Genomic DNA, 12,218 nt, shown 5'->3' on the forward strand with positions numbered 1-12,218 from the left:
ATGGAGGAGCGTACGTGAAAGCTGTCATCGTCGGTCAGGGTTATGTGGGACTCCCGGTTGCCATGCGCGCCGTGGAGGTGGGCATGACGGTCGTCGGCCTGGATGTCGACGCGGTGCGCATCAGCGCCCTGCGCAGCGGCCAGTCGTATGTCGATGACATCTCGAGCGCTCAGCTGACCGAGGCAATCGAGACCGGGAGGTACCTCGCCTCGTCCGACTACGACGACGCAGAGGGCTTCGATGTCGCGGTGATCACGGTCCCCACCCCGCTGCGGGAAGGCCTGCCGGACATCTCCTACATCGAGTCCGCCGGAGAGTCGCTGGCGACGCGGCTCACCCCCGGTGCGACCGTCGTGCTCGAATCCACGACGTATCCCGGCACCACGGAGGAGATCCTCGTCCCGCTCCTCGAGGCCGGATCCGGCCTCGTCGCCGGTCGTGACTTCGCCGTCGGCTACAGCCCGGAGCGCATCGACCCCGGCAACCCGAAGTGGGGCTTCGTCAACACGCCCAAGGTGGTCTCCGGCATCGACGAGGACTCCCTCGCCCGGGTGAAGGACTTCTACGACCAGCTCGTCGACGAGACCGTCCCGGTGACGACGCCGAAGGAGGCGGAGCTTACCAAGCTGCTGGAGAACACCTTCCGCCATGTGAACATCGCGCTGGTGAACGAGCTCGCCGTCTTCGCGCACGACCTCGGCGTCGACATCTGGGAGTCGATCGACGCCGCGGCCACGAAGCCGTTCGGATACATGAAGTTCACGCCCGGACCGGGCGTCGGCGGGCACTGCCTGCCCGTCGACCCGAGCTACCTCTCCTGGCAGGTGCGCCGCAAGCTCGGACGCAGCTTCCGTTTCGTCGAGCTGGCGAACGACGTCAACGACCACATGCCCGACTATGTGGCGCAGCGGTCGATGGAGCTCCTCAACGAGGATCGCCGATCGCTCAACGGCTCCACGATCCTGCTCGTCGGTCTCGCGTACAAGCGCGACACCGCGGACATCCGCGAGTCCCCGTCGCTCCGTCTCATCGAGCTGCTGACCGCCTTCGGCGCGTCCATCCGGGGTGCGGACGCCCATGTCGAGACGCACCGCTGGCCGGCCGCCGTGGAGCGCGTCGAGTACTCGGCCGCGGAGATCGCCGCCGCCGACCTCGTAATCCTGGTGACCGACCACTCCGACTTCGATCTGAGCCTGCTCCAGGACTCGCCGAACCCGGTGCTCGACACCAAGGGCCGGCTCACGGGCCCCCGGGTCGTTCGTTTGTGAGCTCGCTGCGCCTGATCCTCACGTCATCGGCCGCCGCGGTCGCGACGTTGTCCGTGCAGGTGCTGGGTCTCATCACGCTCGCACCGACCGACTTCGGACTCTTCTCGATCGTCTATCTCGCCGGGGCGTTCGCGCTGTCCCTGGCCCTCTCCGTCATCTGCGAGGCCGCCACCCGCTCGCGCGTCGAGACGCCCGTGCCGTGGCGCGACTTCGGCGGCGCCTCCACGGAATTCGCTCTGCTCTTCGCCGCGGTCGCGGGGCTGGCGGTCGCGGTGACCGACTCCGCACTGACCCCGTACTGGTGGCTCGTCGCGCTCGCGATCGGCGGCAGCGCCTACCGCTCCGCCGCGCGCTTCTACGCGGTCGAGCACGGCGACACGCGAGGCTCCTTCGTCGGTGACGCGGTGGGAGCGGTGATCGCGCTCGGCCTGAGCGCGGTCACCCTCCTCCTCCACAGCGGTGAGCTCTCCTGGGTGCTCGGCACCTGGGCGGCATCGAGCCTGGCGGCGGCCTTCTTCTCGACGTGGCCGGCTCCGGTCCGCCCGGGAGCGCTGCTGCGCTGGATCCGTCAGCGCCGCACGGCGATCGCGCCGCTGCTCCGCGACTCCCTCATCATGGATGCCTCGGCGATCGGCACACCGTACGCGCTCGCCCCGATCCTCGGAGTGGGCCCGTTCGGCGTGTACCGCGCGGTCTCGAACGTGGCGGCGCCCGTGCGCCTGCTGCTGAACCCGATCCGTCCGCGTATCGCGCGCCTGCGGATGTCTGCTCCCACCATCGGACTCGTCCTCGCCGGGGGCGTCGTCTTCGGGGCCCTCGCCGCTGCCGCACTGCTGCTGCTCGGGGCGACTCCCTGGCCGTTGGGCACCCTCCGCGATCTCGTGCCCTTCGCCCTCCCGACGGCGCTCTTCGTGATGGCGAACATGGTCGGACACACGTTCTACATCGTCTCCCGCCTCCGCGCCTCCCGCCGGGGCCTTCTCACTGCCCGCCTGGTGCAGACCGCGCTCGGCGTCGTCGGCCCTCTTGTGGGTGCGCTGCTGGCCGGGCTGAGCGGAGCGATCTGGGCCTACGCCGTCTGCACGCTCCTGTCCTCGGTGTGCTGGCTCGTCGTGGCCCGACGCTCCGGTCAGGCGCCGACGACGGCCTGACGCCAGACGGGCTCCCACGCCGAGAAGCTGTAGTGCTCGGCGACGGCACGGAGCCCCGTCTCCCCGCGGTCCCGGTGTCGCTGCGCGCTCTCTCCGAAGAAGCCCACCAGAGCGTCCGTCCACTCCCCCGCGGTGCGCGGCGCGAGGCCGTCCGCCCGCTGCAGGATCTCGGCGTTGACGCCGACCGGGTCGCCGATCATCGGGAGGGCCGCGGCGCCGTACTGCAGCAGCTTGTAGCCGCACTTGCCCCGCGCCCACGGAGTGTCCGGAGTCGGCATCAGCCCGATGTCGGCCGTGGCGAGCGCGGCCCCGAAGGTCTGCGGTGACCACGCGACCCGGTCCACGATCGCATCCAGGGGGCCGAGCGACGCGAGTCCCGCGCTGATGACGGTGAGCCGCATACCCGTCTCCGTGTGCGCGCGGAGCAGCGCGGGCGCGATGTCGCCGAGGTATCGTTCGGTGGCCGGTGAGCCGATCCAGACCGCACGCGGGGTCTCCTGCGCGGCGAAGTCGGTCTTCCGCGTGTACTGGGCCGGGTCGACACAGCTGGGGATGACGAGCACGTCCCGGTTCAGCCGGCTCGCCTCCTCGGCGAGGGTGGCGTTGCCCGCGATCACGCGATCCGCCGCCGACACCGCCGCCCGCCAGATCGAGGCCTTCGGGAAGAGCCCGCGGCGGTCGAGGAAGAGTGCGTCGTCGAAGTCGTACACGCCGGTCCGGGCGCGACGGAGCAGGCGCGCCTCCACGCCGCCCCTGCTCACGGGGCTCGCCTGGCGCGAGACGAGGACCGTGGCGTCGCGGACGGAGGCGCGACGCAGCTCGCTCTCGACGGCCAGGAGCCGCCGGGGATCCCGCAGCAGCGCCCGGGCGGAGTTGTTCGCTCCGTCGAGGTACGAGTGCGAGACCGCGGGTGCGTCCACCCGATCCAGCCAGTCGAAGACGCGGACGCGCGCGCTCCCCGCCGTCCGGCCGTAGCTCGTGAACGTGTGCAGCGCGTTCATGTCTGTCTCGGCCTTCGGGCGTTCACGATGCCGAGGACGACGATGATCGCCGCCGTCACGAGGTAGAGCGTGTTGTTGGTTTTCTGGGCGAACGTGGCGAGGAAGAGCGTGGAGACGAGGAGGGCTGCGAGCCACCAGCGGACGGGCGATGCCTTCCGCGTCGCGGTCAGGTAGGCGACGAGCAGGCCGACGCCTGCTGCGCCGAGGGCGACACCGACCGCCCGCCAGTCGCGGTAGAAGGGCTCCATCCATGTGTAGACGTTCGTCAGCGTGCCGACATCGACGAAGGGCGCCGAAGGTGTCCACGTGCGCGCCCCCGGGATCAGGCTGAGAACCGGTTCGAAATAGGCGGCGCCGAAGGTCTGGGGGTTGTAGTCGCCGTACACGAGCCGTGAGCCGCCGACGGGTGGCCAGGCGCCGTTGGTGGAGTCCACCAGAGAGAGGAAAGCCGGGACGCCGGCGGTCAGGTAGATGAAGGGGCTCGACAGTCCGGACGCGCTCAGCGCGGGAGAGACGTTCGCGCCGATGTCGCCGGTCTTGCCCAGTGCGCTCGCGACCACTTGGAAGGCGACCAGCGCCCCTGCACCGATCACGACGACCCCGGCGGCCATGACCCAGGGGCGTAGATACCAGTGGCGCGACATGTCGGCGCCGCGCGTCCGACGCCAGAGGAGAAGAAGGGCAGCGATGGCGAGAAGAACGCCCGCGAAGAGGTTGGTGCGCTGCAGCAGCGCCAGCATCGAGACGGCCAGGAGCAGTGCGGCAGGTACCCGCCACCACCACGCCAGCCCTCGCCGAACCGATCCCGGCACCACGAGGATCGCGAGAAGCAGAGGCCCGATGTACATGAGGAACCGCGCCCACACCGGCACGTCCGCCAGGTACGAGTCCGCTGCACCGCGGATGCGTTCCGGTTGGAAGAGGAACGTCTCCCAGCCGAAGCGCTGGAGGATCGTCCAGAGGTAGGTGCCGAAACCGAGCACATACGCCCCGGACAGGATGAGCAGGGTCCGCCGGCTCACGAGCGCGTGATCCCGGGGGGCGAGGTCCGCCTTCCGCGCGGTACGGGATCCGAGCGCCGCGCCGCCCCAGGCCCCGACCGAGAAGAAGACGAGCCCGACGACCAGCACTCCCCACGCTGCGAGGGACGCCCGGTGGTATGCGATGAGCCCCGACGCCACGAGCGTCAGCGTGACCGCCCACACTCCGTTGTGCACCGCCACGGGGAGGAACGCACGACGGGCGACGAACCAGGTCAGGACCGTGAGGCCGATGAGCAGGACGACCACGACGAGGGATGCGAGGCCGTTCGGGATGTCGGTCATCGCCGCCCCCGGTCGTGCTCGCCGCGGAGAAACGCGCCCACCGCGGACTGGACGCTCTCGCGGCGGAAGCCCTCGACCACGAAATCGCGGCCCGCCGCTCCCAGCCGGGCGGCGAGGTCGGGGTTCTCGACCACGCGGCGCAGCGCGACGGCGAGTTCCGCCGCATCACCGGCGGGCACCACCAGGCCCGTGCGCTCGGGGATCACGGAGTCGACGGCGCCCGTGGCATCGGTCGTCACGACCGCGACCCCGGTCGCGCTCGCCTCCAGCACCACGTTGGGGAAGCCCTCCCTGAGGGTGGGGAGGCAGAGCGCGCGCATCAGCGGGTAGTACCCCGCCGTGTCCGCCACCGCGCCGAGCACGATCGGCGCTCGGCGGAGCCGCGCGAACGCCGTCAGCTCCGCGCCGTCGACGCCCCCGACGACCAGCAGCTGATGCGCGACCCCCTCCTCGTCGAGGAGACGGCAGGCGTCGGCGAGCACTTCGAGGCCCTTGTCGTGATTCAGCCGTCCGACGAATCCGATCACCGGCACCTGGGGGTCGAGACCGTCGACGTCCACCGGCGGGGTGTCCGGCGAGAAGCGTCCGACGTCCACGCCGTTCGAGCTCCCCCGTCCGAGCACGACGACCCGCGACGCGGGAGCCAGGCCCAGCGCCAGCACCCGTTCCCGGAGACTCGGGCTCACCGCGAGCGTCCTCGTCGAGAGGCGGATGGTCAGCCGTTCCATCGCCGAGAGGATGCGCCGCAGCGTTCCGGTGGCGGTTTCCAGCCGGAGGCCGCGCAGGTGGTAGACACGCGTCCGCACGCCGAGGAGCCGAGCGGCGGTGATCCCGAGCAGGGCGGCCTTCGGAGTACCGACGAACACGACGTCCGGTCGGATCCGGCGGATCACCCGCATCCACTCGCGGAGTCCGCGGACGTCGCGCCGCAGATCGATCTCCCGCGCCATCGGCAACGGGTGCACGGTCACGCCCGGCACCTCACCCAGGGCGTCCAGCCGCTCCCCCGGCGAGCTGAGCACGTGCACGTCCCAGCCGTCGGCGGCCAGTGTCTGGGGCAGTCCGGACAGCAGCCCGACGGACACGTCGGCGGTGACTCCGATCAGTATGCGCGCCGGGTCGGCTGCGCTCACGAGTCCTTGCTCCGGAACCATGCGACCGTCTTCGCGATCCCGTCCTCCAGCGGCACGGGCCGGACGTCCGGGAACAGCTCGCGCAACCGCACCCCGTCCGACTGCGACGCCCTCACATCGCCGCGGCGCGGTTCGACGTGCTCGACGGCGACCGAGGTGCCGATCTCGCCCTCGATCACGGTGATCAGCTCGCGCAGCGAGGTATGGGTCCCGAAAGCGAGGTTCACGGGATGCTCGGAGACCACCCGGTCGCGGACGGCGACCATCAGCGCCTGCGTCACGCTGTCGACGCTCGTGAAGTCGCGGGACTGCAGCCCGTCGCCGTGCACGGTCAGCGGACGACCGGCGAGAGCGGCGTCGAGGAAGCGGGGGATGACGGCGGCGTACACGTGGTCCGCCGGCTGATACGGCCCGTAGACGTTGAAGAAGCGGAAGGCCAGCGTCGGCAGGCCGTACGAGTACTGGTAGGCCAGCACGTACGCCTCTCCCCCGAGCTTGGTCGCGGCGTACGGGCTCATCGGGCGGGTCCAGTCGAACTCCGACTTCGGCAGTGCCGGGTTCGCTCCGTAGACGGAGCTCGACGACGCCATGACCACGTAGGCGTTCTCGCGGCGCGCGGCCTCGAGCACGGTCAGTGTGCCGGTGAGGTTGGCGACGTGCGAGGCCATCGGGTCGTCGATGGAGCGCGGCACGCTGCCGAGCGCTCCGAGGTGGACGATCGCGTCGGCACCCGCCGACGCCGCGGCGACCGCCTCGGCGTCCGCGACCGAGCCGCGGTGCACCGTCGCCCTGGTGCCGGCCAGATTCGTCTCGCGCCCGGTGCTGAAGTCGTCGAGGACGTGGACGTCGACCTCCGGAGCCTCGGCGTTGAAGCGGCGCACGAGGTTGGAACCGATGAAGCCGGCTCCGCCGGTGATGAGGACCTTCACGAGCTGTGACTCTTTCCTGTCGTTTCGTGGACGCGGGCGGGCACACCCACCAGTGTCACCCGGGGAGGGGCGTCCTTCGTGACACAGGCGGCGGCGCCGATCGTCGTGCCTTCGCCGATGTGCAGCCCCTGGAGGACGACGGCGTTGGCGCCGACGAGCACCTGCGCGTCGATGCGCACATCTCCGGACACGACGGCACCGGGGTTCACCGAGACGACATCCGCCAGGATGCTGTCGTGCCCGACGATCGCGCCCGGGTTCAGGTGCCCGTGGCGTCCGATGCGGACGTTCGTCGAGACCAGCGCTCCGGCGCACACCACCGAGCCCGCGGCGATCACGGTGCGCGACCCGATGGAGGCGCCGGGATGCACCAGCGTGACGGCGCGATCGTCGTCCACGCGCGCGGCGAGGGCGGCGCGGTGCACCGGCGCACCGACGGCGATGACGACGCCCGCGCCGGGGAACGCGGCGAGCACCTCGTCGATGCCGCCCAGGTGGCGATGTCCGCGCTCGTGCAGGCGCTCCAGGGCGAGGGCGCGGGGCGCGTCGTCGGCGAAGCCCTGCACCGTGTACGCCGGGGAGACGGCGTTGATCGCCTCGACGACGTCGAGCGTCTCGCGAGCGAACCCGCCGGCCCCGAGGATGACGAGGTCACGCATCGACGTCCCTCCGCTCCGGTCGGAACTCGGGCATCGTGGCATGGCCCTGCGCGCTGACGCCGTCGCGGCGCACGACGACGGCCACCGTGCGCCAGAGGATCCAGAGATCGAGGCGCAGCGACCGCTGCTCCACGTAGCGCACGTCGAGCTGGAATCGTTCGTCCCAGTCGACGGCGTTCCGCCCGCTCACCTGCGCGAGTCCGGTAACTCCCGGCCGCACCTCGTGCCGTCGCGCCTGCTCGGGGGTGTAGCGGTCGAGGTAGGAGACGAGGAGCGGTCGCGGACCGACCAGACTCATGTCGCCGCGGAGCACGTTCCAGAACGTCGGGAGCTCATCCAGGCTCGTGCCGCGGAGCAGCCGCCCGAAGCGGGTCAGCCGGTCCTCGTCGCTCGCGACGCCGCGGTGCGGATCGATCGGGCGCATCGTGCGGAACTTGTAGAGCGTGAAGATCTCCCCGTTCCGGCCGGGACGCGGCTGGCGGAAGACGACCGGACGTCCCAGCCGCGCCACGATCAGGAGCGCGACGACGATCTGGAGCGGCAGCGTGACGACGAGCACGACGGCGGCGACCAGGACGTCCCCCGCCCGCTTCAGTGCGTCGGAGACAAGCCGGCTCATGCCCGCTCCGCCAGGAACTCACGGATCAGGCTCTGCACGCGCTGCATCTGCTCATCCGAGAGCGCCGAGCCGGAGGGAAGGGTGATGCCCGTCCGGAAGAACCGCTCCGCGACCCCGGTGACCGCGGCGGGTGCATCGGCGAACACCGGCTGCAGGTGCATCGGCTTCCACAGCGGCCGTGACTCGATGTCGTGCGTCCCCAGGTGCGCGGAGAGCTCCGACGCGCTCCACCCGGCGACGGCTTCGTCGACGAGCACCGCGGTGAGCCAGGCGTTGTCGTCCGCGTCGTCCTCGCCGCCGAAGATCGTGACGCCCTCCACGTCGTCGAAGAGCGCGCGATACTCGTCCCGCCAACGGTGGCGACGCTCGATCATGTCGTCGAGCCGGGAGAGCTGGGCGCGCCCGAGGGCCGCGAGCAGGTTGCTCAGCCGGTAGTTGTACCCGATCTCGGTGTGCTCGTAATGCGCCACCGGCTGCCGGGCCTGCGTCGCGAGGTAGCGGACGCGGTCGGCCAGGTCCTCGTCGTCGGTCAGCAGCATGCCGCCGCCGGAGGTGGTCATGATCTTGTTGCCGTTGAAGGAGACCACCGAGGCCGTCCCGAAGCTCCCCGCCGCGCGGTCGTGACGACGGGCGCCGAGCGACTCGGCGGCATCGGCGAGCACCGGAATGCCGTACTGGCGGCCGAGGTACTCGATGCTCTCCATGTCGGCCACCTTGCCGAGGAGGTCGACGGGGACGATCGCCGCGGCCGGCGTGCCCTGGCCGGCGAGCCCCTCGAGGACGGAGGCCAACAGCGCCACGTCCATGTTCCCCGTCTGCGGGTCGGCGTCGATGAAGTGCGGCGTCGCACCGGTGTAGGCGATGGCGTTCGCGGTGGCCGCGAAGGTGAAGCTCGAGGTGACGACCACGTCCCCGGCGCCGATGCCGAGGGCGAGGAGACCCAGGTGGAGCCCCGCGGTCCCGGAGCTCAGGGCCACGGCGTGCCGGGCGCCGACCCGCGTGCTCAGCTCACGCTCGAACGCGTCGACGTCCGGTCCCAGCGGCGCGACCCACCCGGAGCGCAGCGCCGCGACGATCGCCTGTTCCTCCCGCTCACCGACGTCCGGGGAGGACATGTAGATGCGGTCGCTCATCGCTGGAGCTCTCCTTCTCGCCCGAGCGCGGGCTCTTCCTCGTCCGCAGGCCGCAGGCGCCGCATCCAGCCGTCCCGGTCGAGTGCCTGCGGGCTGATGCTCCCGATCGAGGTGTGCTGGATCTGGGGGTGGAACGGCCGCTCGACGACCTCGTCGGCTCCGATCAGCTCCTCGTGGAGCTTCTCCCCCGGGCGCAGGCCGGTGTAGACGATCTCGATGAACTCGCCGGACATCGCGATCATGCGCTGGGCGATGTCGAGGATCCGCACGGGCTCACCCATGTCGAGGATGAGCACCTCGCCGGGACGGCCGATGCCGCCGGCCTGGACCACCAGCTGGCAGGCCTCGGAGATGGTCATGAAGTACCGCGTGACCTCGGGGTGCGTGACCGTCACCGGGCCGCCGGCCTCGATGAGGGTGCGGAACATCGGGAGCATCGAGCCCCGGCTGCCGATGACGTTGCCGAACCGCACCGAGAGGTAGCGGCGCCCGGAGGTGTTCGCGGCCCACACCGTGAGCTTCTCGGCGACGCGCTTCGAATGTCCGAGCACGCTCGACGGGTTCGCCGCCTTGTCCGTGGAGATGTTGACGAAGGTGTCCACGTCGACGTCGAGGGCCGCTTCGAGCACGTTCCGCGTACCCAGGACGTTCGTCTTCCAGGCCTCGTCGGGATACTGCTCGAGCATGGGGAGGTGCTTCAGGGCCGCCGCGTGGAAGACGACCTGCGGGCGATGCCTCCGGAAGATCTCCCGCAGCGACTCCACGTCGCGGATGTCGGCCAGGACCACGTCGTCGGTGTCGAGCAGGCCGTGGCCCGAGATGCTGAGCTGGCTGCCCTGGAGTCCGCTCTCGTCGCGGTCGAGCATGATGAGGGTCTCCGGGCCGAACTGCGCGAGCTGGCGGCACAGCTCGCCCCCGATCGATCCTCCGGCACCCGTCACGAGCACGCGCTTCCCGGTCACGTATCCGGCGATGGACTTGACGTCCGTATCGACGGGCTGACGGCCGATGAGGTCCTCGATGCTCACGTCGCGGAGGTCGCGGATCCGGCTCGCCCCCTGCAGCACCTTGTCGAGTTCGGGGAGCACGAGCACGTTCAGCCCTGCGGCCGTGCCGGCATCGGTGACGCGACGCAGCAGCGGCGCGTCGGCGCGTCCGACGGCGATGATGAGTTCCGTCGCTCCGCTGACCTCGACGGCGGCCTGCAGCTGCGAGAGGGTGCCCAGCACGGGGACGCCCTTCACCCGCAGGTTCCGCTTCTTCACGTCGTCGTCGATGAGCCCCACCGGGCTGAAGACCGGATCCTGCGTCTCGTTGAGCATCCGGCTGATGAGCTGCTGCCCGACCCACCCGGCCCCGAAGACGAGCACCTTGCGGGATGCGGCCGGCGCCTCCTTGGCGTTCCGGCTGAAGACGAGGGGCACATAGCGGAAGACCAGCATCAGGATGAGCGCGATGGCGGTGGCCGAGAGCGCGCTGCGGAGGGCTTCGGCCGGCTGACGCATCCACACCAGCAGGGCGCCGCCCAGGAGGACCCCGACGATGAGCGCGCTGAGGCCGAGAGCACGCACCTCTTCGATCGACCCGTAGAGATAGCGCCCGCGGTACAGGTGCAGGATGAAGCCGGCGGCGAACTGCCCGGCGATGAGGCCGGCGACCACGATCGCGGTGAACGGCCACACCACGGCCGGCACGAGGAAGTCGTAGCGGAGGAGCACGACGAGCAGGCCCGCCACCGTCCACGCGAGTCCATCGAGGGCGAAGAGATGGCCCTTGCGGCGCTCGGTCTCGTCCACCGTGCTCATGCGCGTCCTTCGTTCGCCGGTTCGCTCACGACACTCGTCGCACGCCGTCGCGTGCCGCTGCCGAGGACGATCACCCCGCGCAGGTTCGCCACGCCGTCACGTCGGAGGTGGCCCAGCGTGTCCGCCGCGCGTCTGCTGGTCTCGCCGATCTTCATGAGGAGGACGAGCGCGCCGTCGCGCTGAAGAGCAGCCGCGTCAGGGACGCCCTTCCGGGACAGCGGCAGGCGCACGACGGTCAGTCCGGCGGGCCCGGCCTCGATGCGCTCGACCACCGCGGAGACGTCGATGGTGGCGTCCACGGGCAGCAGGGCGATGGCTCGTCCTTCCCCTGCCCACACGCTGGTGAGCATCTGGAGCTCGTGCGTCTGCTCTTCCGTGAGCTCACCGCTCGGAAGCGCATAGGCCGGGAGCCCGGTCAGGTCGGCCGCGTCGGCCACGGAACGGATCCGTCGGGAGAGCGCGAACCGCAGTGCGACGTAGACGAGAGCGAGCGCGATCCCGAGAAGGACCCCGACGGCCAGAGTGGTCGCGACCTGAGGCCGCACCGGGGACTCGGGGATCGCCGCCCCATAGGCGCGGGCACGGACGTCGGACCCGGCCTGGTCGGCTGCCGTCTCCGCGATCGCGGTGGCGAGATCCGCAGCCAGACGAGGGTCGGTGTGCGTGACCATGATGGCCGTCATCGAGGTGTCCGCGATCCAGGTCGCCGACACTCCGTCGGCGAGCTCCGTCCGGTCCACGTCGAACCTCTCGGCCACGGTCGCGATGACGCTCGCGGAGCGTGCCCGCACCGCGGCGTTCGTCGCCACGGTGCGCGGGACGAAGTTCGTCGCCCCCGGGTCGGCGCTGAAGACGATCTCCGCCTCGGCCTCGTACGCGGGCGGCGTGACGAGAAGCAGAGCCCCCGAGCCGATGACGCACAGCAGGAAGGCGATGAGCATCCCCAGCCACGCTCGTCTGAACGCGACGAACCACTCCCCCGGGGACATGCTTCTCCTCTTCGAGCCTCATGGGCACGGTACGACTCCGTAGAACCGTCATTTTGATATATCGGATGATCCGGCGGGAACTCGGTCCCGCCGGAGACGGTTGCCGCGGCCTCGCGGCGTTCTCATCCTAGGGGATCGGTGCGCGGGCTCATGCCGCGCCCACCGACGACAAAGGGGTCGAGCCCGAAGGCTCGACCCCTTTGCGA

At 70.7% G+C, this 12,218-nt stretch carries 11 protein-coding genes; 2 read left to right on the forward strand and 9 right to left on the reverse strand.

What is annotated here, in order from left to right; genetic code table 11:
* Nucleotides 1-14 precede the first annotated feature (14 nt).
* A complete protein-coding gene (locus BV453_RS10860; RefSeq protein ID WP_249521570.1) occupies nt 15-1,268 on the forward strand; it encodes a nucleotide sugar dehydrogenase in 1,254 nt (417 codons plus the stop codon).
* Nucleotides 1,265-2,419 carry a hypothetical protein gene (locus tag BV453_RS10865; RefSeq protein ID WP_249521571.1) on the forward strand — a complete coding sequence of 385 codons (1,155 nt, stop codon included), beginning with the start codon at nt 1,265-1,267 and terminating at the stop codon, nt 2,417-2,419. The genes BV453_RS10860 and BV453_RS10865 overlap by 4 nt, the downstream gene beginning before the upstream one ends.
* Here the strand turns inward: BV453_RS10865 and BV453_RS10870 are convergent.
* Genes BV453_RS10870 through BV453_RS10910 form a run of 9 tightly spaced genes read right to left on the reverse strand, consistent with a single transcriptional unit; the run spans nt 2,398 to nt 12,012 of the window.
* Entirely contained in the window at nt 2,398-3,420 is a 1,023-nt protein-coding gene (locus BV453_RS10870) for a hypothetical protein (RefSeq protein ID WP_249521572.1), read from the reverse strand. The genes BV453_RS10865 and BV453_RS10870 overlap by 22 nt on opposite strands.
* The gene (locus BV453_RS10875; protein WP_249521573.1) at nt 3,417-4,745 is read right to left on the reverse strand and encodes an O-antigen polymerase; all 1,329 of its coding nucleotides are present in this window, start codon (nt 4,743-4,745) and stop codon (nt 3,417-3,419) included. Before BV453_RS10875 ends, BV453_RS10870 begins: the two co-directional genes overlap by 4 nt.
* Entirely contained in the window at nt 4,742-5,878 is a 1,137-nt protein-coding gene (locus BV453_RS10880) for a glycosyltransferase family 4 protein (RefSeq protein WP_249521574.1), read from the reverse strand. Before BV453_RS10880 ends, BV453_RS10875 begins: the two co-directional genes overlap by 4 nt.
* Nucleotides 5,875-6,807: an NAD-dependent epimerase/dehydratase family protein gene (locus tag BV453_RS10885; RefSeq protein ID WP_249521575.1), complete on the reverse strand. Its 933-nt coding sequence runs from the start codon at nt 6,805-6,807 to the stop codon at nt 5,875-5,877. The genes BV453_RS10880 and BV453_RS10885 overlap by 4 nt, the downstream gene beginning before the upstream one ends.
* Nucleotides 6,804-7,466, reverse strand: a complete 663-nt coding sequence (locus BV453_RS10890) for a NeuD/PglB/VioB family sugar acetyltransferase (protein ID WP_249521576.1) — start codon at nt 7,464-7,466, stop codon at nt 6,804-6,806. The genes BV453_RS10885 and BV453_RS10890 overlap by 4 nt, the downstream gene beginning before the upstream one ends.
* Nucleotides 7,459-8,085: a sugar transferase gene (locus tag BV453_RS10895; RefSeq protein WP_249521577.1), complete on the reverse strand. Its 627-nt coding sequence runs from the start codon at nt 8,083-8,085 to the stop codon at nt 7,459-7,461. The genes BV453_RS10890 and BV453_RS10895 overlap by 8 nt, the downstream gene beginning before the upstream one ends.
* A complete protein-coding gene (locus BV453_RS10900) occupies nt 8,082-9,218 on the reverse strand; it encodes a DegT/DnrJ/EryC1/StrS aminotransferase family protein (protein WP_249521578.1) in 1,137 nt (378 codons plus the stop codon). The genes BV453_RS10895 and BV453_RS10900 overlap by 4 nt, the downstream gene beginning before the upstream one ends.
* Nucleotides 9,215-11,023 carry a nucleoside-diphosphate sugar epimerase/dehydratase gene (locus tag BV453_RS10905; RefSeq protein ID WP_249521579.1) on the reverse strand — a complete coding sequence of 603 codons (1,809 nt, stop codon included), beginning with the start codon at nt 11,021-11,023 and terminating at the stop codon, nt 9,215-9,217. The genes BV453_RS10900 and BV453_RS10905 overlap by 4 nt, the downstream gene beginning before the upstream one ends.
* A complete protein-coding gene (locus BV453_RS10910) occupies nt 11,020-12,012 on the reverse strand; it encodes a YveK family protein (RefSeq protein ID WP_249521580.1) in 993 nt (330 codons plus the stop codon). Before BV453_RS10910 ends, BV453_RS10905 begins: the two co-directional genes overlap by 4 nt.
* Nucleotides 12,013-12,218 lie beyond the last annotated feature (206 nt).

Source organism: Microbacterium sp. ER1 (assembly GCF_023383675.1).
In the GTDB taxonomy this organism is placed as follows: domain Bacteria; phylum Actinomycetota; class Actinomycetes; order Actinomycetales; family Microbacteriaceae; genus Microbacterium.